Origin of the sequence: Janthinobacterium sp. LS2A (assembly GCF_036543145.1) — a bacterium.
GTDB classification, from domain to species: Bacteria; Pseudomonadota; Gammaproteobacteria; order Burkholderiales; family Burkholderiaceae_D; genus Janthinobacterium; species Janthinobacterium aestuarii.
Window position 1 is genome coordinate 1123958 of record NZ_JAZHPB010000001.1, and the last position, 21976, is coordinate 1145933.

Annotated in this window: 20 protein-coding genes; 10 read left to right on the plus strand and 10 right to left on the minus strand. The window is 63.2% G+C overall.

Annotated elements, in window-relative coordinates; all coding sequences use genetic code 11:
- Positions 1-77 precede the first annotated feature (77 nt).
- The 3 genes from V3C40_RS05180 to V3C40_RS05190 all read right to left on the minus strand — a co-directional run bounded on the left by V3C40_RS05180 (position 78) and on the right by V3C40_RS05190 (position 3561).
- Complete coding sequence (locus tag V3C40_RS05180) at positions 78-1466, minus strand: tetratricopeptide repeat protein (protein WP_331776753.1); 1389 nt, start codon at positions 1464-1466, stop codon at positions 78-80.
- 176 nt (positions 1467-1642) lie between these two features.
- Entirely contained in the window at positions 1643-2272 is a 630-nt protein-coding gene (locus V3C40_RS05185; protein ID WP_170846245.1) for a 3'-5' exonuclease, read from the minus strand.
- 38 nt (positions 2273-2310) lie between these two features.
- Positions 2311-3561: an Hsp70 family protein gene (locus V3C40_RS05190; protein WP_331776754.1), complete on the minus strand. Its 1251-nt coding sequence runs from the start codon at positions 3559-3561 to the stop codon at positions 2311-2313.
- Between the two features lie 179 nt (positions 3562-3740).
- Here V3C40_RS05190 and V3C40_RS05195 point away from each other — a divergent pair, with 179 nt between their 5' ends.
- Entirely contained in the window at positions 3741-5795 is a 2055-nt protein-coding gene (locus tag V3C40_RS05195; protein WP_331776755.1) for an Ig-like domain-containing protein, read from the plus strand.
- A 238-nt stretch (positions 5796-6033) separates the two neighbouring features.
- Positions 6034-7059, plus strand: a complete 1026-nt coding sequence (locus V3C40_RS05200) for a LacI family DNA-binding transcriptional regulator (RefSeq protein ID WP_072453759.1) — start codon at positions 6034-6036, stop codon at positions 7057-7059.
- A gap of 167 nt (positions 7060-7226) precedes the next feature.
- Here the strand turns inward: V3C40_RS05200 and V3C40_RS05205 are convergent, their stop codons facing one another.
- Positions 7227-7613 carry a YidB family protein gene (locus V3C40_RS05205; protein WP_051991132.1) on the minus strand — a complete coding sequence of 129 codons (387 nt, stop codon included), beginning with the start codon at positions 7611-7613 and terminating at the stop codon, positions 7227-7229.
- 291 nt (positions 7614-7904) lie between these two features.
- Here V3C40_RS05205 and V3C40_RS05210 point away from each other — a divergent pair, with 291 nt between their 5' ends.
- The 4 genes from V3C40_RS05210 to V3C40_RS05225 all read left to right on the plus strand — a co-directional run bounded on the left by V3C40_RS05210 (position 7905) and on the right by V3C40_RS05225 (position 11972).
- Positions 7905-8117 (plus strand): hypothetical protein, encoded by a 213-nt coding sequence (locus V3C40_RS05210; protein WP_034751103.1) that lies wholly within the window; start codon positions 7905-7907, stop codon positions 8115-8117.
- A 109-nt stretch (positions 8118-8226) separates the two neighbouring features.
- On the plus strand, positions 8227-8934 hold the full coding sequence (locus V3C40_RS05215; RefSeq protein ID WP_331776756.1) for a hypothetical protein: 708 nt from the start codon (positions 8227-8229) through the stop codon (positions 8932-8934).
- An 87-nt stretch (positions 8935-9021) separates the two neighbouring features.
- On the plus strand, positions 9022-9495 hold the full coding sequence (locus tag V3C40_RS05220; protein WP_070301903.1) for a DUF6328 family protein: 474 nt from the start codon (positions 9022-9024) through the stop codon (positions 9493-9495).
- Positions 9496-9761: 266 nt separating this feature from the next.
- Entirely contained in the window at positions 9762-11972 is a 2211-nt protein-coding gene (locus V3C40_RS05225; protein ID WP_034751109.1) for a hypothetical protein, read from the plus strand.
- A 92-nt stretch (positions 11973-12064) separates the two neighbouring features.
- On the opposite strand, the gene V3C40_RS05230 is transcribed toward V3C40_RS05225, so the two are convergent.
- Positions 12065-12529 (minus strand): DUF421 domain-containing protein, encoded by a 465-nt coding sequence (locus V3C40_RS05230; RefSeq protein ID WP_331776757.1) that lies wholly within the window; start codon positions 12527-12529, stop codon positions 12065-12067.
- Positions 12530-12559: 30 nt separating this feature from the next.
- Positions 12560-13483 carry a LysR family transcriptional regulator gene (locus V3C40_RS05235; RefSeq protein ID WP_331776758.1) on the minus strand — a complete coding sequence of 308 codons (924 nt, stop codon included), beginning with the start codon at positions 13481-13483 and terminating at the stop codon, positions 12560-12562.
- 101 nt (positions 13484-13584) lie between these two features.
- Here V3C40_RS05235 and V3C40_RS05240 point away from each other — a divergent pair, with 101 nt between their 5' ends.
- The 3 genes from V3C40_RS05240 (at position 13585) to V3C40_RS05250 (ending at position 16551) form a co-directional block, all read left to right on the plus strand.
- The gene (locus V3C40_RS05240) at positions 13585-14601 is read left to right on the plus strand and encodes an aldo/keto reductase (RefSeq protein ID WP_331776759.1); all 1017 of its coding nucleotides are present in this window, start codon (positions 13585-13587) and stop codon (positions 14599-14601) included.
- Between the two features lie 21 nt (positions 14602-14622).
- Positions 14623-15039 carry an SRPBCC family protein gene (locus V3C40_RS05245; protein WP_331776760.1) on the plus strand — a complete coding sequence of 139 codons (417 nt, stop codon included), beginning with the start codon at positions 14623-14625 and terminating at the stop codon, positions 15037-15039.
- A 294-nt stretch (positions 15040-15333) separates the two neighbouring features.
- Positions 15334-16551, plus strand: a complete 1218-nt coding sequence (locus tag V3C40_RS05250; protein ID WP_035818476.1) for an MFS transporter — start codon at positions 15334-15336, stop codon at positions 16549-16551.
- A gap of 51 nt (positions 16552-16602) precedes the next feature.
- Here the strand turns inward: V3C40_RS05250 and V3C40_RS05255 are convergent, their stop codons facing one another.
- The 4 genes from V3C40_RS05255 to V3C40_RS05270 form a co-directional block, all read right to left on the minus strand.
- The gene (locus V3C40_RS05255; protein WP_331776761.1) at positions 16603-17301 is read right to left on the minus strand and encodes an aspartate/glutamate racemase family protein; all 699 of its coding nucleotides are present in this window, start codon (positions 17299-17301) and stop codon (positions 16603-16605) included.
- Positions 17302-17423: 122 nt separating this feature from the next.
- Positions 17424-17939, minus strand: a complete 516-nt coding sequence (locus tag V3C40_RS05260; protein WP_331776762.1) for a hypothetical protein — start codon at positions 17937-17939, stop codon at positions 17424-17426.
- Between the two features lie 25 nt (positions 17940-17964).
- Complete coding sequence (locus V3C40_RS05265) at positions 17965-19500, minus strand: hybrid sensor histidine kinase/response regulator (RefSeq protein ID WP_331776763.1); 1536 nt, start codon at positions 19498-19500, stop codon at positions 17965-17967.
- 11 nt (positions 19501-19511) lie between these two features.
- Positions 19512-20342, minus strand: coding sequence for an alpha/beta fold hydrolase (locus V3C40_RS05270; protein ID WP_331776764.1), 831 nt, complete (start codon positions 20340-20342; stop codon positions 19512-19514).
- Between the two features lie 249 nt (positions 20343-20591).
- On the opposite strand from V3C40_RS05270, the gene V3C40_RS05275 reads away from it, so the two are divergent.
- Positions 20592-21851 (plus strand): PepSY-associated TM helix domain-containing protein, encoded by a 1260-nt coding sequence (locus V3C40_RS05275; RefSeq protein ID WP_331776765.1) that lies wholly within the window; start codon positions 20592-20594, stop codon positions 21849-21851.
- Positions 21852-21976 lie beyond the last annotated feature (125 nt).

Here is a 21976-nt window from a genome sequence, read left to right on the forward strand (position 1 = left end):
ACCGTGCCGCCATGGCGACATGCCTGCCGGCAATTATCGCATGCGGCACGCGTCCATGCGCGCACGGCGGCGGCGCTTCAGTCAGGCGGCTGCAGCGGAGGAAAACGCACCTGGTGCCGTTGCCGCATGCGCTGCTGCGCCTCTTGCATCTGTGCCGGTTCCAGCCTGGTGGCAGCCGCTTCCCTGGCCCTGGCCGCCCCGCTATCACCGCCCTCGGCCGCCAGCGCCAGCCACATGTAGCCGCAGACGGGGTCCTTTTCCACGCCGCGCCCGCTGTTGTACATGCCGCCCAGGTTGTACTGGGCCAGCGCATGGCCCTGGCCAGCTGCGCGCGCATACCATAGCACGGCCAGGCCATCGTCTTGCGGCACGCCATGGCCGTTCGCATACATGACGCCCAGGTTGTTTTGCGCGCTGGCATCGCCTTGATCGGCCGCCGTGCGGTACCAGCGCACGGCGCACACCTCGTCGCGCTCCACGCCCTGGCCATTCGCATACATCACGCCCAGGTTGAACTGCGCATTCGACGCGCCCTGGTCCGCCGCCCTCGCATACCAGTCCAGCGCCTGGCGCAAGTCGCGGGCGACGCCGCGCCCGCCCGCAAACATGCCGCCCAGATTGTATTGCGCCATGCAATGGCCTTGCAGGGCGGCGCGCCGGTACCAGGCGACAGCGCGCACCTCGTCCTTGTCCACGCCCTGGCCGCGCGCCAGCATCAGGCCCAGGTTGAACTGGGCGTCGGCGTCGTCCTGCTCGGCCGCCCGCTGCAGCCAGGCATAGGCGCGCAGCTGGTCGGGCGCCACGCCCAGGCCTTCCGCATATGCCACGCCAAGTTGCCGCTGCGCCACGGCCAGGCCCTGGGCCGCGGCCTGGCGGAACCAGGCCAGCGCCTGCGCATCGCTCTGCACCACGCCCTGCCCCCGTTTGTAGACGAGTCCCAGGTTCAGCTGTGCCTGCGCATCGCCTTGCAAGGCTGCCTTGCGGAACCACGCCAGGGCCAGCGCATCGTTCTTTTTCGCGCCCAGACCTTGGGCATACGCTTCGCCCAGCAGAGATTGCGCGCTGGCCACGCCCTGCTCGGAAGCGCGGTAAAACCACGCCAGGGCCAGCTCGTCGCTCTGCAGCACACCGCGTCCCTTGCGGTACATCTGCCCCAGGTTTTGCTGGGCCGAGGCATCGCCCTGGGCGGCGGCGCGGCGAAACCACAGCACGGCGTCGGCATCGCTCTGCGCCACGCCGCGGCCGTGGTAATACATGGCGCCCAGGTGGTTCTGCGCGAACGCCAGCCCTTGCAGCGCTGCCAGGCGTAGCCAGACAAAGGCACGCGCGTCATCCTGCGCCACGCCTTCGCCCTTCTTGTACATTAATCCCAGGTTGAACTGGGCGTAGGCATTGCCCTGCTCGGCAGCCGTGCGGAACCAGATATACGCCTGGTGGCTATCTCTGGCAGTATGGTCCTTGTCCATGTGCGCCCCCATCCACATCGCGCTTGCCGGCAGCACGCGCAAAACGGCGGCCCAGGGCGGCGAAATCGTGTGTTGCTTAAATTTTAAATTCGCTGCAGGGGAAGGACTTGAGCAGGCTCAATAGAAATAATAAAATTATATCGTTTTGATGAGCCCGCTTAGAGGGGAAACGGCGTTCAGCGGCGCGATGGATGCTTTTGCAGGAATTGCGGCACCTTGGCGGCGGCCAGCTTGTTCAGCGACACGAGCAAGTCGGCGTCGACATCGGCGATGCCATAGCTGCTGCGCAAATGGCGGCCGATATGGATCAGTACTTGCGCCGCCACTTCCGCATCGGACTCGGCCCTGTGGGCGGCGCTCTTGAAGGCGATGCCCAACTGGCTCGACAGCAAGCCCAGCTTGTAGCTGGCCATGCCGGGAAACACGCGGCGCGACAGTTTCAAGGAACACACGAGCGACTGGTGCGCCGGTGTCAGGTTCAGCCTGGCGCTTTCCGCGCGCAGGAATTTTTCATCGAAGCTGGCATTGTGCGCCGACAAGGCATCGCTGCCGATGAAATCCAGCAATTGCGGCACCACTTCGGCCACGGGCGGTGCTTTGTCCACCATCGCCTGCGTGATACCCGTCAAGCCCGTGATGAACGAGGGAATGCGCGCATTGCAGTTGATCAGGGTCACGTAACGGTCCGTGATCCGCCCGCCCTCGATGCGCAGCGCCGCCACTTCCGTGATGCGGTCGCCCATGTCGGGCGACAGTCCGGTCGTCTCGAAGTCGATCATGACGATCGGTTTGTCAAACACATTCATGAAGTCAGGCTCTTTCTGCGATGCTGCGGTGGACCAGCTTAGCCGAACTTGCGCACGGCGTCCAGCGCGAGACCTGCACCAATGCTGCCGAACAAATCGCCTTCGACCTTGCGCGCGGCCGGCACCAGCGCCGCGATCTTTTCGCGCAACAGGCGCACGCCGCTGGAGCCGCCCGTGAAGAACACGGTGTCGACGGCTTCCGGCGCCACACCCGCGTCGCGCAGCAGACGCAGCACGGTGTCTTCCACGGAACCGCACAGGTGGCCGATGGCTTCGTCGAACTGCGTACGTTTGAGCAACAGGCTTTGCGCGGGCGACAAACGGTCCAGCTCGAGCTGCACTTCGGCCGCGTCGGACAGGGCGATCTTGCCCTCTTCCACTTTCATGGCCAGCCAGTGGCCGGCGCGCTCGTCGATCAGCTTTTGCAGACGACCCATCTTGTCTTGCTCGCGCGCATCGCGGCACACGTCGGCCAGTTGTACCCAGATCTTCTTCGTGTACGCCAGATTGATCGTGTGCCACGTCGCCAGATTGAAATAATAGCTGGACGGAACTTCGCTATTATTGTTCAGACGGCTGCCATAGCCGAGCAAGGGCATGACGGACGACAGGCTCAGGTATTTATCGAAATCCGTGCCACCGATGTGCACGCCGCCCGTGGCGAGGATGTCGTCACGGCGCTCGGCTTTTTTCGCCCGGTCCGGCGACAAACGCACCAGCGAAAAGTCGGACGTACCGCCGCCGATGTCGGCGATCAGCACCAGCTCTTCCTTGGCTATCTGCGACTCGTAGTCGAACGCTGCGGCAATCGGCTCGAACTGGAAGGCGACATCCTTGAAGCCGACGGAGCGCGCCACTTCGGCCAGGGTGTCCTGCGCCAGCTGGTCCGCTTGCGCATTGTCGTCGATAAAGAAGACGGGGCGGCCGAACACGGCGGACGAGAATTCGCGGCCGGCGGACTGCTCGGCGCGACGTTTCACTTCGCCAATGAATTGCGCGAGCAACATGCGAAATGGCAGCGCGCGGCCGCCGACTTCCGTCTGGCCATCGATGAGACTGGTACCCAGCAAGCTTTTCAGCGAGCGCATCAAGCGTCCTTCGTAACCAGCCAGATAGCCGGCCAGCGCCGCGCGGCCAAAACTGACTTCCTCGTCTTCCGCATTGAAGAAGACGACGGACGGTAAGGTCGTCTTGCCATCTTCCAGGCCGAGCATGGTGCTCTGCCCTGGACGTGCCCAGCCTACCGTGGAATTTGACGTGCCGAAATCGACGCCGCAAGCATTGGCCATGTCGACCCTTCCCTGAATAAAGGGGCGTTATGTTATCAGAAGGCAGGCTTTTGCACCAGCAAAACCCGTCCGACGGGCTCAACAGCATAAGCTTGCTTTGCATCAAGTACCAGCCGCACGCAACAGATACTCTTGGGAAAATAACGCCGAGCAACTCGGCCAGCCCCCGGAGACCCATCGTGCCCCATGCTCCCCTGCGCCACCTGCCCGCTGCTGTACTGGCCACCTTTCTCGTTTCCCTGGCCGGCTGCGGCGGCGGTTCGGCCGACACCCAGGCCGGCGCCGGTTGCGGGCTGCACAGCACGGCAGGCTGCGGCGGCAGTCCGCCGCCGGTGGTCAATCCGCCCGTGACGCCACCGGTGACGCCACCCGTGACGCCTCCCCTGATTCCGCCCGAGCCGGCCAGCCTGGCCAGCGCCGTCAACCTCGTGTTTTCCAGTACGGAACTGGCCTCGGCGGGCATGGCCGGCGGCGAAGTGGCCGTCACGGCCCTCGTCAAGGATGGCGCCAACCTCGCCTTGCCCAACGCGAAGATTTCCTTTGCCGCCGATTCCGGCATCCTCGGCAGCGTCGACGCCGTGACGGACAAGAATGGCCAGGCGCGCGCCCTGCTGGGAACGGGAGGCGCCAACAGCAACCGCAGCATTACCGTGACAGCCAATGTGGGCTCCCGTAGCGGCAAGGGCATGGTGGCGGTCACGGGCAGTACTGTAGAGCTGCTGGGGCCAGCCGCCCTGATGCTGGGCCAGGGCGCCGACCTCACCGTCACCGTGCGCGACTCGGCGCGCAAACCCGTGGCCGGCGCCGCCATCGCCTACAGTACGGGCGCCGGCAACAGCGTACGTGTCAAGGATGGCGGCGCAGCGCTCAGCAATGCGCAAGGCCAGCTGGTGCTGCGCCTGACGGCAAGCAGCCTGGGCAAGGACGCCGTGTCCGTCAATGCGCTGGGCGCCGCCGCCACGCAAGCGTATGCCGTGGCGGGCAGCGACCTGCGCCTGAGCCCGGCCGTGGGCCAGGATGCCAGCGGCGCGGACGTGCTGGCGGAAGTGGCCGCCCTGGCATGCCAGCCCATCGACGCGCGCTATGACAAGGCGGGCGTAGCGCAGTCCGGCAGCGCCAGCCTGTCGACCTCGCGCGGCAACCTGTTTGCGGACAGCGCCTGCAGCCAGGCCTTGCCCGCCAGCTTGATGTTCAGCAATGGCAACTTGCCGCGCAGCTATGTGCAGTCGGCCAACACGGGCGTGGCCACCATCACGGCAGCCGTGGCCGGTGGGCCCTCGGCGCAGACACGGCTGGAATTCGTCGCCCCGCTAAGCGCTGCCAGCAAGCTGGCCGTGCAAGCGGATCCGGCCGTGCTGCGCGCCAACACGATCACTTCGGCCGACAACGCCAACACCAGCACCATCGGCGCCGTGGTGCGCGATGGCGCGGCCAACAACCTGGTCAAGAACGCGCCCGTGCTGTTTACCATCTTGAGCGACCCCAGCGGCGGCTACCTGCGGCAAGCGGGCCGCGTACTGACGGGCAGCGACGGCCTGGCGCGCGCCGAGTACGTGGCGGGACCGGCCGACAGCGGCCGCGATGGCGTGCTGATCCAGGCCCGCATCGAGGGCGCTGCGCAAGCGGCGGCCACGGCTCTCGTGCGCCTGACGGTGGCGCGGCAAGCGCTGTCGGTCAAGCTGGGCACGGGCAGCCTGCTGCGTGAGTATTCGGCCAGCGTGCTGCAGAAGGACTTTGCCGTGTTCGTATCCGACAGCGCCGGCAACGCCGTGCCCGGCGTCGCCATCACGGCCGCCGCCTGGCCCAGCCGCTATGCCAAGGGATACTATGTGTGGCAAGCGGACAAGCCCGAGTTCCCCGACACGGGCGTCTGGCGCCTGGCCCTGCCCCATTACAGCTGTGCCAACGAGGACGTCTTGCGCAATGGTATTTTTGACGCCGCCTACGATGGCAACGGCAATGGCGTGCTCGATCCGGGCATTCCCCTGACCGTCAGCGCAAGCGGCCTGACCGACGCGCTGGGCATGGCCACCGTCACCATCAGCTATCCGCGCAACTTTGCTTCCTGGGTGCATGTCGCCTTGACCGTGCGGGGCACGGTCAGCGGCACGGAAGCGAGCGCCACGGCGGACTTGCCCTTACCCACCCTGGCCAGCGATTTCAGCGCCCGCCGCGTGGAGCCGCCGGGACGCCTCAGCCCCTATGGTAGCGGCCCCTGCGACAGTCCCGATTGAGGAGCAGGCATACCACTTGCCATTAAATCAAATTATTTGCAACATGGACAAGAAAACAGTCTTGCCACATGGAAATATTTTCGCTATGCTCATTTTTCCCGCCCAAGCCGCCACAAGCGGCCGGGCCTGCAGGAATACTTTGAGACAGGTTGCTTGCCAGACCACTATGCGAAAAAAGAATACTGTAGCCCGGACACCCATCACCACCACCCGCCCCGTATCCGGCGCCGGACGGCGCGTGACCTCGTATGACGTGGCCCTGCTGGCCGGCGTGTCGCAATCGGCCGTGTCGCGCTGCTTCAAGCCGGGCGCCAGCGTTTCGCCAGCCACCCACGCCAAGGTCATGCAGGCGGCCATCAGCCTCGACTACATCCCCAACGCGGCCGCGCGCAGCCTGATCACGCGGCGCTCGAACCTGGTGGCCGTCATCATTTCCAACCTGGCCAATCTGTACTATCCGCAAGTATTGTCCGACCTGAGCCAGCAAATTGCCCGCCAAGGCAAGCGTCTCCTGTTGTTTACCCTCGAGCGCGAAGCGGACATCGGCAAGGTCTTGTGCGACGTGTGGCAATACCAAGTCGATGGCGCCATCGTGGCCGCCTGCCTGTCGGACGAGCAGATGGCCGAGTTCGGCCGGCGCGACGTGCCGCTGGTGCTGTTCAACCGCAGCCCGCGCGAGCACGCCGTGCATGCCGTGCTGTGCGACCAGGCCGAAGCGGCGCGCCTGCTCGTCTCGCGCCTGGCCGAAGCGGGCCACCGCCAGTTCGCCATCATTGACGGCCCCGGCGACTCGGCCGTCGCGCAGGAACGCAAGGCTGGCATGCTGGACCGTTTGCTGACCCTGGGCCTGCCCGCGCCCATCGTCGTCAGCGGCAACTACGATTACGCCAGCGGCGGACGCGGCTTGCGCAAAGTCATCGATCGCCTGGGTCGCGTGCCGGACGCCGTCATCTGCGGCAACGACATCATGGCCATCGGCTGCCTGGACACGGCGCGCCACCAGATGGGCATCGAGGTGCCGCTGCAAATGTCGGTGGCCGGTTTCGATGCGCTGGAAGCATCAGGCTGGCTCAGCTACGACATCACCACCCTGCGCCAGCCCGTGCAAAAGATGGCCACCGACGCCGTCGCCATGCTGGGCGAACTGATGGAGCGGCGCGGCGGCATCGCCGAGCGCCGCCGCTATTGCTCGTATCTGGTCGAGGGAAGTACGGCGAGGCTGACTGGAGCACAGCCATATTTCGGCATGATGGCCGCCGCCTGAAAAACGCCCGTGGCGTTGTTGCCTGCCCCTCGCCGTACTATTCGTACTGTCTTCGGGGCCGCGCCTAGCCACAGGCGTTTTTCAGACGCTCGCACTTCTCTGCCAAAAACCTTACACATAAAAAAACCTCGCATTGCTGCGAGGTTTTTCATTTCAAGGCCAGGGAATCAACCGAAGATCTTGCCCTTGAGCATATTCAAACCCTGGCTGACGAGGTCATTGCCTTCCGGTACCTGACCATCAGGGGTCAGTTTGTCGATCAGCTGGGGCAGCAAGGCTGCCAGGCCGCCCGAAGCCGCGTCCGGTGCGACGCCCGCTTTTTCCGCGATCTGGGTGATCGTGTCGCTACCGAGCGCATCCTTAATTTGTTCGCCGGAGACAGGCGCATTGGCACCCGTGCCGATCCAGCTGGCCACTTGGTCGCCCAGGCCGCTTTCCTGGAATTTCTGCAGCAGGCCGGGCAAGCCGCCATGCTGGTTGACCAGGTCCATCACACTGGCCATCAATCCCGATGGGGCTTCCCCGTCAGCACTTTTGTTGCCCAAAGCGCTCATCGCCTGTCCTGCAAGTTGATCTAGCAAACTCATCGTATTCTCCTGAACGCTATCGATTGGTACCGCGTGACTGCGGCGTCGGTATGGCGCAGACCATTCTGCGTCATGGAAATCATTATACTATGAATAATAAAAATGCTATAATTACAATCTTGAGGCGAACGCACAGATCGCCTCACTGTCGAGGCATCCACCTCCATCATATTTAGTTCGGCCCAACTTGCAAGCGTAAATTGACAGTTTGCAAAAACGTGTAGAATTAATTTTCCACTTACTGAGGAGTATCAACACATGAACATCAATAAAGCGGTAGACAAGGCTTACGAAAAAAAGACCTTCAAGGAAATCGCTGATGCGCCCGTCGATGCGCTGCAAGGCGTGAGCGAAAAGGATGCGGAACTGCTCAAGCAAGCGTTCAATATCAAGACCGTGCGCGATCTGGCAAACCTGAAATACTCGAAGTGGGCGCGCGCCATCGTCACCCTGGCCGATACGGAAGAATAAACCGGGCCATGCCGCAGGCATTCCCGTCAGCACAGCCCGCCCCAGTCGGCGGGTTTTTTCATTCCGGCCCACTATCGGCTGGCAAGCCGATAGCCGCGCGGAGGCGCCGTTGACTACGCCGCTGACCCTGCCCGGCATCTGCTGGCCCCTGCAAGCGAGCACGGGCCACCTCGCCGTCACCACGCAGCACATCACGGGCCACTTTCGCGCCGGCGCGGGCGAAGATGCCATCATCGCGTGCGCTCTGCTGGCAGCCGGGAAGTTCCGCAATGGTGCGGCGCGCCACTGGTGCCGCACGCATCAGTGCTACTGGGGCACGCAGGCCGACATGGCCGACTGGCAGTCAACGCGGCAGATGCGTTGCCGCCAGCACGCCAGCCCCATGGGCTACGTGCTGTATCCGGCGCTGTTCGACCCCAGCCAGTTTCACGCCACGACCTTGCGCCCGGGCCCCGATGGCTTGCTGCAACTGCGCGCCAAGGCCGATGATGGCGGCGCCCTGCTGGCGCGCGACACGGCCGCGCTGGCGATCGATTGCCGCGCCCTGCCCGGCCTGTTCCCGCCCGACGTCGTGCAGCTGAACATCACGCCGCCCGCCGCGCAAGCGTTCACCGCCGCCTTGCAGGCCGGCACGCCGCTGGACTGCAGCGACTGCGCCCGCTGCGGCCATCCGCACCTGGACCTGGGCAGCTTCGCGCTGGCGCCACACCGGCGCCACAGCTGCGGCCATTGCGGCCACGACGCCTCGCACAGCGCCACGGCCATCGTCTCGACGCCCCTGTGGCGGCTGCGCCAGCGCTACGCGCAATGGTTCTGACGCAATGCGTCTGATGGTGCGTCCGCCCACAGTCAGGCAATGCACTGCCGAGTAGACTCGCTCCATCACCACCATGAGGACGGCACCATGCCACAAACGCAACACCAGGATGAAAATGGCCAACCGGGCGACGAAGGCGATTTGTCCGACCTGCTCAGCGAATTGCGCATCCTCTTGCCGGGCGCGCAGATGCTGACGGCCTTCCTCATCATCCTGCCCTTCAACGGCGGCTTCGCGAAGATCGTGCAGGCGGAAAAAGTCGTCTTCCTGCTGACGTTCTTCCTGTCCATGACCAGCCTGGTGCTGCTCAGCGCGCCAGCCATCCAGCACCGCGTGATGCGCCCGCTGCAAGACCGCGAACGTTTCAAGCGCGTGGCCGACCGCATCATGATGTGCGGCGCCTTTTCCCTGGCGCTGGCGTTTATTCTGGGCACGAACCTGGTGATGTCGGAAGTGTTCGGCCACATCGCCGGCATCATCGCCGGCGTGCTGATGGGGTCACTCATCATTTGCATGTGGTGGTGGCTGCCCCTGCACCTGAAAAGCAGCAAGAAGATCTAAGCGAAGCTGGCAGCGCCCAGTCCGCGCCCGGCAACTATCGTAGGCATAGTCGCTTTCATATTCTACGTGTCAATATTTTCCATGGGATCAGAAATTCCTTGCGCCGTCCGTCTCCGAGTGACATCAGAGCGATTCCTCCGTCCTGGCCATCAGCACGGCTGCCGTCATGCAAATACAGCTTGCGCACCTCGACGCCAAGATTAGTATGAATGCAATATTTTGTCTTCGTACAACTAGTATCGAACCCGCATTGAAAGGATGACAACTTGGATCCCGACCTCGACCTCCTCAAGAAACAGATTGAATTGATGGCCTTGCACGCGCAATCGAGCATGGACCCCGCGCAAGCAAGGGCATTCGAGGCAGCGACACGGAAAATGCAGGCGGAGTATGAAGGGGCAAAACGCATCCTGGCCGACAAGAACGCCAGCGCGGAAGCCAAGAAATATGCAAAGGACGTCACGGACGCCATCAACAAGAACTTGCCCAACATGGTCAAGGGCGTGCTGTCCGCGGCGAGCGCCTTCAAGTCGGGCGACTATATCAATGGCAGTGCCGCCATCATGGATATCTGCGCCGCCGGCATGCAGCTGATCGGCAGCCTGTCAGCCGGCGCCGGTCCCTACGGCGCGATATTCGGCGCCCTGTTCAGCATTGTCGGTCAACTGCTCACCTATTTCGGGCCAAAGCAACCTTCTCTCAAGGATCAGATCATTGAGGCAATGAAAGGGTTGAACGCGGATGAGAAACTGCGTGAGGTCAAGGCCAATGGCAGTGCGGTTGATCAATATATGGCGACCATAGGCCGCATCAAACTGGATCTGTCCGAAATTCTGCCGACGCCCTTGAACACGGTGGAGAATCGGGTGAAAGTGCACAAATGTCTCGATAGTTGCATTATTTCAATAAATAATGCGTTTACCATTATTTCCGTTTTATACGACAAATGGATGACCGCCGAATGGCTGAAGGACGAAAAAACCCAGGACCTGGAGAAATGGCCGGAAATCCTCGGCGTTTTCTGCCGCACCTACGCCGATGCGCTGCTCGCCCATGTACTGCTGGAATCCCTCGTCGACCATGAAATGGTGGGGCGGCAGCTGGAGCAGGCCTCGATTCGAAATCCGGACTACAAGAACACGCCGCACGAGTATGACGCGATCTACGACCGTTTGATACGGCTCGAAGCGGACATGGAGGCGCTGCCCAAGCTGTGGAACGACGGCAACACCCAGATGCTGGAATGCCTGAAGGCGATCGAACCGGTCGCCCGCGACCGGGGCCTGTTCGCTCACCTCGGCACCAACATGAGCAAGAACCTCTACGCCGCGACGGGAGGCAACGTCACGCGGACCGGCGAATGGAAGCCTTTCCAGATCGGCTACGGCAATCGTGGCCGCCGCTTCGCCTTGACGATGCCAAAGACGGAGGCAGGCTCGCTGAAGCCGCGCTATCACCTTTTCTTCTGCCAGCACTGGAGCGCGTCCGATAACGGCGACATGGAACACGGCTGGATGGATCCGACCACGATTGAAGTGTCGGACATGAAAGAAGTATCCGGTGATAAATTCCATGACGTCTGGGCGCTGCCGTCCCCCGACGACAGCCGCGCATCGTTCGTCTACACGGCGCGCAATGAAGGCAGGCAAGGCTCCATCAAGCTGCATCAATTGAATGACAGCGGAGAGTTGAAAGCCGGAAATTGGCAGCCGGCGACCAAGGCCGGCGTCGTCAACGTCCGCGCCATCACCCATCCACCCGCGACATTGCCCGATGACCCCGACGGGGCCGCCATGCTGCCGGCCCTCCTGCAAGGGACGGACCATTACAACTCCATCATGTACGGCGCCCTTGCCGCTTCCGGCGAGCTTTACGTCGACCAGTCAAATACCCGCTGCTACGTGCCAGCGCCGTGGGGCAGCTATACCGGTATCGATGTCGATCCCTACTATGTCTGGGTTTTTGGGCCGATGGGCCTGGCGTGCGCCACGCACGCCTCGGTCATCAGTTGTATACGCGGCATCATCAAATCGCCCAGATGGATCAGCCATATCCCCGAAGCGCTGATCGGCGACACGCATACCCATCCGGGCAAAACGTGGCGGGACAGGTACACCCAGGCGAGGATTCCCTACCCGCCGCTGATCGGCATACAATCGCTGTCGCCGTGCAAGGATGGCACCCTGTTCGCCAGCATCACGACACGCACCGTTACAGCTGTACAACATGGCGGAGAAGTCGCCTACATCGCGACCGATACGCCAGCCCTGTATACGGCCCTCTACAGCATCAATATCAAGGATGGCAGCCTCAACGTGGGACCGTGGAGCAAGCTGCCCGGCGGCCCGCAGGCGCAACAAGTCCAGAAGATGGCCATCCCCTGCTGGTCGCTATTTGCAAGTTTGAAAGCACAGCTGGCCAAGACGCCTGTCATGGCCCCGCCTCCGCTGCGAACTGCCCGGCAGACCACGCTGTAAGCCTGTCCTGCCGCCATGGCTCGCCGTGGCGGCAGGAATCACAGAGACGGCAAGCAACGCACGGCGGAAGGAAACGCAGCATGGGCAAGCCGCTACCCCGCCTTTTGCAAAATGGTGATCTTGCCATCTGCCTCGAGGAACGCGCATTTCATGTCCGCCAACGGACAATCGGCCTCGCGCAGCGCCTGCTCGACATCGCCGCCGGCCACCCGGCATTTCTTGACGACATCATCGAAAATCTGGCCGTCGCGGCCCAGCAGCACGGGCGTGCCATCGACCAGATCGGCGAACTTGCGGCTGCGCGAACTCAGCCATGCGATCAGCATGTTGAGGCAGATCAAAGTCAACGCCAGTACCAGGCCGGCAGGAACGGATTCGTCGCCGCCGGACAGGGAATTCGATACCGCCTCGCTCAGCAGCATGACGACCAGCAAGTCGAACGGCGTGAATTGCCCCACAGTCCGCTTGCCCGTCATGCGCACCATCAGCAGCAAGGCAAGGTAGATGATGACGGCGCGCGCCACCAGTTCCCACACCGGCACACTCAGATCGAACATGGCAATCCTCCCCACAGATGATTGCCTTATTTATACGTCTTTTTGCTCCGGCATGGCCACACCGCTGGCCTGCTCCAGCAACGTTTCGCGGAAAATCCCCACCAGCGGACGCAGGTTGACCTTATGCCAGGCCAGCCACAATGGCGTGCGGTAGCTGAACCACGGCAGTGCGCGCACGATCACGCCGGCCGGCGCATGCTGGCGCAGGCTGTGCTGGATCATGGCCATGCCCAGCCCGGCCGCCACCAGGCCCAGCGCCGTCAGCGGTTCCGTTGCTTCCAGGCGGATATCGGGCGTAAAACCGGCGCGCGCGCAGGCGGCGATGAAGTTATCGTGTTTCAGCACGCTTTCCTTGTGCAGCACGGCAATCCATTCCTGGCCCGCCAGGTCCTCGGGCGTCAGCTCCGCCTTGTGCGCCAGCGGATGCGTCTCCGGCAAGGCCAGCAGCATAGGGTCGCTCAGCACTTGCGCGCAATCGAGGTCGGGGTCGTTCGGCAGCGGCGGTTCGCACAGCAGCGCAATATCGAGGCTGCGCTGGCGCAAGCCCTCGATCTGCTCGGCAGAATGCAGCTTGTACAGGGCGATATGCACCTGTGGGCGCGTGGCGCGCAGGGCGCGCAAGCCATTGGGCAAGACGCCCGCATGCATGGCGTTCTCGATATAGCCGATGCACAGGCCGCCCTCGTCGCCGCGTCCCAGGCGTTTCGCCAGCGCTTCCAGGCGATTCCCGTGCGTGATAAAAGCGCGCGCTTCGGCCAGGAAGGTATGGCCGTCGCGCGTCAGGCGGATGCGCTGCGCGCTGCGCTCGAACAGGGTCAGGCCCAGCCTGTCTTCAAGCTGGGCGATTTGCCGGCTCAGCGGCGATTGGGAAATATGCAGGCGCTCGGCGGCGCGCCCCACGTGTTCTTCCTCGGCGACGGCGATGAAGTATTGCAATTGGCGGATGTCCAGCATATCAGACCTTTAAGGACTCAAGTTGAGCTAATTATGTCTTGGACAGGCTTAACTTGTCCAGCTATTCTGTCTTCACTGATCCACACATTGAAGGAAACATCATGAATATCAAACACTTACTGACAGGCAAACTGGGTTTCGGCACGGCGCCGCTGGGCAATATGTTCCGCAACATTCCTGAAGAGGAAGCCATGGCGACCGTCGACGCGGCCTGGGAATCGGGCATCCGCTATTTCGATACGGCCCCGTTCTACGGCGCTGGCCTGGCCGAGCTGCGCCTGGGCGCCGCCCTGAAACAGCGCCGCCGCGACGAATACGTACTGAGCACCAAGGTCGGCCGCCTCATCCTCGGCGAACTGGAAGACCCGGCAAGCCGCGAACTGGGCGAAAAAGGCGGCTTGTTCGAATTTGGCCGCAAGAACAAAATCGTCGACGATTACTCGGCCGACGCCACCCTGCGCTCGATCGAAGACAGTTTGAAACGCCTGGATACGGGCCACCTCGACATCGTCTGGGTACACGACATCGCCCAGGATTTTCACGGCGACAACTGGCTGGCGCAATTTGAAACGGCGCGCACAGGCGCCTTCCGCGTGCTGACCCGCTTGCGCGAAGAAGGCGTCATCAAGGCCTGGGGCGTGGGCGTGAACAAGGTGGAGCCGCTGGAACTGACCCTGGACCTGGCCGAAGCCCAGCCCGACGCCTTCCTGCTGGCCGGCCGCTACACCCTGCTCGACCATGAGCGGGCGCTGCAGCGATTGATGCCTGCCGCCGCGAAACAGAACGTCGACATCGTCGTCGGTGGCCCCTACAGTTCGGGCATCCTGGCCGGTGGCGCGCATTTCGAATACCAGAAAGCCTCACCCCAGATCATTGCAAAAGTGGAACGCATCAAAGCCATTGCCGCGCGCCACGGCGTCAGCGTGAAGGCGGCCGCCCTGCAATTCTCGCTGGCCAACCCGGCCGTGGCCGCCGTGATCCCCGGCGCCAGCCGTCCGCAACGCCTGGCCGAAGACCAGCAAGCATTGAACAGCGTCATCCCCGCCGCGTTCTGGCAAGACATGCGCGCCGAGCAACTGGTGTCGCCATTCGCGCCGCTGCCCGGCAGCACTCTCTAATATATACATAAGGAATTCACCATGGCCCATACCACCACCTCGATCGACATCGCCGCCACGCCGGCGCAAGTGTGGCAACTGATCGGCGGCTTCAACTCGCTGCCCGACTGGCTGCCCTACATTCCCAGCAGCACATTAAGCGACGGGGGCCGCATCCGCCACCTGGCCAACCCTGCCGGCGACGTCATCGTCGAGCAGCTGGAAGCGTACGACAATGCGGCGCGCAGCTACAGCTATTCCATCCTGCAGGCGCCGTTTCCCGCCACCGATTATTTGTCCACCCTGCAAGTGAGCGCGATTCCCGGCAGTGATGGCGCGCGGGTCAGCTGGTCGGGCCGTTTCACGCCGGTGGGCGTGAGCGAGCAGGAAGTGTCGGACCTGTTCCACGGCATCTACGTGGCGGGCCTGGAAGCGCTGCAGCAATCATTGACGAAGTAACAATCCGCGAAGACCATTTCCGCCACAGCCAGCTTTTCTTCGCCTGCCCTGTGGCGGAATCGCGCAGATTCCGTGTTATCGTTAACAAAAATAGCAAGCGCTATTGTGTGCAGTGCAGCATATTTCAGCCATCGCCCAGCAGAGCTTGCCCGAATCTTTTACAATGTTGTCTTTGGGCAGTTCCTATCGCCCGAAAATACCGGCCAGCCGACGACTCTGGTGGCGCATTGCAACTTCCGGCCGGGCCACAGCGCGTCTCTCCACCCTGTCATTCTTTACCCAACTAACAAGAACATGCACGCCTCCGTAGACCCATTGATTCCGCGCGTCACCGCGCCTTTTGGCGCTGGTTATGCCGACCTGGCCCTGGCCATCGGCGGCCTCGCCATCGGTACGGGCGAATTTGCCTCCATGAGCATCCTGCCCGTGGTGGCTGACGACCTGGGCACGACCTTGCCGCAGATGAGCCACATGATCAGCGCCTATGCGCTGGGCGTGGTCGTCGGCGCGCCCCTGATCACGATCTTCCTGGCCCGCATGCCGCGCCGGCTGATGCTGATCTGCCTGATGCTGATGTTCGCTGGCGGTAACTTGCTCAGCGCCATCGCCCCCAATTATGGCTTGCTGGTCGTGGCGCGTTTTGTCGCCGGCATCCCGCATGGCGCGTATTTCGGCGTGGCTGCCTTGGTGGCGGCCGCCCTGGCCGAACCGGACAAGCGGGGCCAGGCCGTCGCCCGTGTCCTGATGGGCTTGACCGTAGCCAATATCTTCGGCGTGCCGCTGGCCACGTATATCGGCCAGACCCTGGGCTGGCGCTCGGCCTTCTTGCTCGTCGCCGCGCTGGGTTTGCTGACCATGCTGATGGTGCGCATCTTCGTGCCGATGGTCGCCGCCGGCGACTCGAGCCCGCGCCGCGAACTGGGCGTATTCCGCCGCCTGCAAGTGTGGCTGACCCTGCTGATGGTGGCGATCGGCTTCGGCGGCATGTTCGCCGTCTACACGTTCATCACGCCGACCTTGCTGGAAATCACGAAAGTGTCGCCCCTCGTCATCTCCATCTTGCTGGCCATCATCGGCGTCGGCATGACCGTGGGTAATCTGATCGGCGGCTGGCTGGCCGACCGCTCGCGCCTGTGGACCATCTTCGGCGTGCTGCTGTGGAACGTGGCCGCTCTGGCCGCGTTTACCTATACCAGCAGCAATGTGTGGCTGACGGCCATCAACCTGTTCGCCATCGGCGCCGGCATCGCCGTCGCTCCCGCCGTGCAGACGCGTTTGATGGACGTGGCCGGCGACGCGCAAACCGTGGCCGCCGCCCTCAACCATTCCGCCTTCAACATCGCCAACGCCCTGGGCGCCTGGGCCGGCGGCATCGCCATCGCCATGGGCATGGGCCTGCGTTCGACAGGCTGGGTCGGCGCCATGCTGGCCTGCGGCGGCATCGTCGTGCTCGGTATTTCCGTGCTGGTGGAAAACCGCAGCCGCAATGTGGGCGGCGCGCAGCCGGCTTGATCCGTGCAGTGAGCGGCGGCCGGTTCAGGCGGCCGCTCACTGCGCGCTCGTCTAGTCCTCGATGGCAAACGCCACCGCCGCCTCGCAATGAATGGCCGTGGTATTAAATAACGGCAAGTCGATATCTGCGGGCTTGACCAGCAATGGAATCTCCGTGCAACCCAGAATCACGCCCTGCACGCCTTGCAGCCGCAGTTTCTCTATGATGCCGAGAAAAATTTTCCGACTGCCATCGGTAACAATATTCTGTACCAGTTCCGTGTAGATAATGTCGTGGACGACTTCCTGTTCGGCCGCATCGGGTGTCACTGTGGCGATGCCAAAGCGCTCCAGCGCGTCGTGATAAAAGCGGCCCGCCATGGTCTGCTTGACACCCAGCAAGCCGACCTTGCGCAAGCCCGACTGCTGCACCCGCTTCGCCGTTTCCTCGACGATGCTGATGAAAGGCAAGCCGATCCGCGGTACGACGGCCGGCGCGAAGCGGTGCACGCCATTCGCGCATAGCAGGAAGAAATCCGCGCCCATGCCTTGCAGGCGCCGCCCTTCCTTGACGAGGAATTGCTCGATGGCGTGGGAATCGGCTTGCGCCGCGTGCGCGACGAAATCGGCCTGGTCGATGCGGACCAGCATGATGCGCGCGCTATGCGCGGGACCGAGGCGCGCCACCAGCATTTCATTGAGCAAGCGGTAGTATTCCAGGGTGGACGCCCAGCCGATGCCGCCGATCAAGCCTATCGTTTTATGCTGCACGTCTATCCTGGCAAAAAAGAGTTTCGTACATTGTATGTCACGCGTATCCAGACGACGGCAGAGAAGCACGCAGCGCTGCCGCCATCCAGATGGCGCGGCACCTTGCCGTCTATCTTCCGCATCTACCTGATGTCATGGCCATTGGAGGTCTGCCGCCGGTAGTCGCGCTCAAACGCCGCCAGGCTCTCCGCTTGCGCCCACAGGCTGGCGATATAGCGAAATTCATCCTCGAACGGCTGCTCGAAATCGGCCACGTCCGTCGCATACTCGCAATTGCGGCTCAGCATGACCAGCCAGTCGGGATAAGCTAGCGCCGGGTACAAGCGGGTAAAGATGGCATCGAGCGAAGCCACGCTTTCCCGCCCTGCCAGATAGGCGGCGCGCAACTCGACAATGAATTTGCCAGCGAGGAATTGCTGATCGAGCCGTTGCGTGCCCCGGTAGCGCTCGATGATCACCTCGGCCAGCGGCAGTACCTCGTCAACACCCCGGGCGCTGGCCAGCAGCACGACCTCGAGGTCGTCACCTTCCTGGTCCAGGCGCAAACGTTCCACAGCCCAATCCACGCAGCGGTCCGCCGGGGCGAAACCCATGCGCAGCTGGAAAACGGCGATTTCCAATTCTGTCAGTTGTTCCATGTCTTTCATTTTGCTGATGCCCTCCTCACTCCGCCTGCAGCATCTTCTGCAACACCGCATCAAGCTCATAAAAATCCACGGGCTTGGTCAGGTGCAGATCGAAGCCCGCATCGGATGCCATCTGGCGGTCCTTGTCCTGGCCCCAGCCCGTGACGGCCACGAGGATGGCGTCCTTGCCGCAGGGTTCACTACGCAACAGCCGCGCCACGTCGTAGCCGTTCATGTCCGGCAAGCCGATGTCGAGCAGGATCACGCGTGGCATGAAAACTTGCGCCGCAACCATGCCGGCCGGGCCATCGTAGGCCGTGCGCACTTCATAGCCGAGGATGTCGAGCGACAGCGCCAGGCTTTCGGCCGCGTCGGCGCTGTCGTCGATGACCAGCACCTTGCCCTCGCGCGTGCCGGCCAGCAAGCGGCGGTTGGGCTCGGGCGGCGCCTGCAGCGGCACGGCGGGCAGCGGCAGGCGCAATATGAAGGTGCTGCCCAGCCCCACGCCATCGCTGTGCGCGCTGATACTACCGCCATGCAATTCGGCCAGGCCGCGCACCAGCGACAGGCCGATGCCCAGGCCGCCCTGTGCCCGCGACAGGGCCGGTTCCAGCTGCGAAAACATGTCGAACACCGTGTCTAGGTGCTCGGGCGCAATGCCGATGCCCGAATCGCGCACGGTAATGTGCACGTCGTTGTCCGTGCACGACACTTCCAGCCCGATGACGCCGTTGGCGGGCGTGTACTTGACGGCGTTGGTCAGCAGGTTGGCAATCATCTGCCCCAGTCGCGTGGCGTCGGCGTCGAGCCAGATGGATTGCGGCCATTGCTCCACGTGCACCGCGTGGCCCGATTGCGCGGCCAGCTCCGCCACGCTGTGCAGGGCCGCTTCGACCACGGGGGCCAGCTCCACGCTGGCGCGGCGCAATTCCAGACGCCCCTGCGTGATGCGCGACACTTCCATCAAATCGTCGACCAGGTGCGTCATGTGGCCCACTTGCCGGCCCAGCACGTCTCGCGCCCAGCGCAGCTGCGGATCGTCCAGCTGCGCCAGGCGCAGCACTTCCAGTACATTGCGCATGGGCGCCAGCGGGTTGCGCAACTCGTGCGCCAGGGTGGCCAGGAACTCGTCCTTGCGCCGGTCGGCGGCCGCCAGCTGCTCGTTGAGCTCGCCCGCCTCCTTGCGCGCCAGCTGCAGCTGCTGCTCGTATTTGCGCCGGTCGCTGGCGACAAAGACGGCGATCTCGTCATAACGCACGCCCTCGTGCACGCGGCGCACGGCGTTGAACAGCATCGGTATGGATTGCCCCTGGCGCTGGCGCATGTCGAGCAGGATTTCCGACACGCTGCCCTGCACCTGCATCAGCGGCAGCCAGTGCGTCTGGTGGAACACGCGCCCGCCGATGGTCAGCAAGTCCTGCAGTTTCTTTTTGCCGAGCAATTCCGCAGAGCCGTAGCCGAGCCAGCCGCAAAAGGTGGCGTTCGCCTGCACAATGGTGCCGTCGGCCGTGCACAGCAGCAAGCCGCAAGCCGCGTGCTGGAACAAGGTGTCAGTATCAGGCAAGGAAGGCATCGTGTCGCGCATTACAGGTGCAGGCCGTCGAGAAATTGGCGGATGGCGCGGTAGCTGGCATCGGGCGCGCTCATGTGCGGGCAATGACCGACATTCTCGACCACGTGCAGGCTGCTGCGCGGCAGCATCTCGCGCAAGTACTCGCCCACGGACGGCGGCGCGATGAAGTCGTCGCTGCATTGCACGATCAGGGCCGGCGTGCTGTTGTGCGGCAAGATGGCGCGGTGGTCGGACAAAAACGTGGTTTGCGCGAAATGCCGGGCGATGGCCGGGTCCGTGCGGCAAAAACTGTTCACAAGATCGTCTCCCAGCGCCGGCTGCCCGGGCGCGCCCATGATGGCAGGCGCCATGCCGGCGGACCAGCCCAGGTAATTGGCGTCCATGGCATCCAGCAGGTCGTCGATATCGGCACGGCTGAAGCCGCCCCGGTAACCGGCCGCCGCATCGTCGATATAGCACGGCGACGGCGCCAGCATGATTTGCGCGGCGAACAACTCCGGCTCGGCAATCGTGGCCAGCAAGGCGCTCATGGCGCTGACGGAATGGCCGACGCAAATCACGGGACCGCCGCCAACGGCATGGATGACCTGGCGCAAATCGGCGCCGTGCGCATCGAGCCGCGCATAGCGATCGAAATCATAGGCGCCCTGGTCGGAAGCGCCACTGCCGACCAGATCGAACAGCACGGTGCGGTAGTGCGGACGAAACAGCGGCTCCAGATAGCGCCACATGGTTTGATCGCAGCCAAAACCATGCATGAACACCATGGTGGCTGCCGCGCCAGCCAGCGGTGCACCGCTGCGTTCGTTCACGCGGACATTGTTCCGATCTTCTATACGCATGCCGCTTCAACCTTGAATATTTCCATGTGGAATGTAAATTAACTTCTTGCTAGCATCTTAGCATGCGCCATTTGACTCGAGGCAACACCATTGGCGCTGGACAAACGCCATGCCACGGCGGATAATGAGAACGATTCCCATTATCAAAATAACAGGCCTGTACTAGGCCCATACTTGGCTTTTCCCTGTGCGCCCCGGTGGCGCCCGCTGGCGGCAACAAGCCGGTTTTATGTTGAAGGTTTGTACCGCATGCGCGCTTTCTGGACTGTCATACACCGCTGGGCCGGTCTCACCATTGCCCTCTTCCTCATCGTCGCGGGCCTGACGGGCGCCGTCACGTCGTGGGACCACGAACTGGACGAATGGCTTAACGCCGACATCATGGAAACGCCGGGCCGCGGCCCCCTGCAGCCGCCGTTCGTGCTGGCGCAAAAAGTGGCCGCCGCAGACCCGCGCGTGGAAGTCAATTACATGACCCTGGGCCTGGAAGAAGGTCATGCGGGCGCCTTCATGGTGCGTCCGCTCACCGACCCGGCCACGAACAAGCCGTTCGTGCTCGACTACAACACCGTCTACATCGACCCCGTCACGGCGCAGATCACGGGCACGCGCGATTCGACGGCCATTTCCCTGTCGCGCCGCAGCCTGATGCCGTTCTTGCGCCACTTGCACTACAGCCTGCACGTGCCCGCCTTCTGGGGCACGGACCGCTGGGGCTACTGGCTGATGGGGACGGTGGCCCTCATCTGGCTGCTCGACAGCATGGTGGCGTTTTATCTGACCACGCCGCGCCGTTTGCGCCCACGCGCGCAGGATGAAGCGCCGCGCCACCGCGACGCCGCCAACTGGTGGCAGCGCTGGAAACCGTCATGGGTGGTGCGCTGGGCAGCCGGCGGCTACAAGCTCAATTTCGACTTGCACCGCGCGGGCGGCCTGTGGGTGTGGATCATCATCATCGTCGTCGCGTTCACGTCATTCTCGCTGAACCTGTACCGTGAAGTGTTCTATCCCGTCATGTCGCTTGTCTCGACCACCACGCCGGGCCCGTACGAAACGCAAACGCCGGCGCCATACGGCACGTATATCACGCCCGCGATCGGTTTCGAGCAAGCCGTGGCCATCGCCAAAAAGCAGGCCGTGCAGCGCGGCATCACCTCACCCATCGGCGGCATTTATTACGGCGGCAATTACTCGTTCTACAACGTCTCGTTCTTCGACCCGGCCGATGAATTCGGCACGGCCGGCATGGGCTTGTCAAACCTGTACGTCGACGGCATGGACGGCAGCATCATCGGCCAGCACAAGCCATGGGAAGGCACGGCCGCCGACGTCTTCGTGCAATTGCAATTCCCCCTGCACTCGGGCCGCATCCTCGGCCTGCCGGGACGCATCATGATGTCCTTCATGGGCGTGATGGTGGCCATGCTGTCGGTGACGGGCATCGTCATCTGGGAAAGAAAACGGCGTTCGCGCCGCCTGCAGGCGAAAAAGCCCCAGCAATCCACCTGAAGTAACGGCTCCACGAGGGCGCAGGCGGACGCATTCGGTCTGCGCCGCACATGCGCAACGCGCAACTAATAATAGCGGCCATCCCACCTCCGCACTTTGCTACACGGTAGCCGGCACATGCCGGC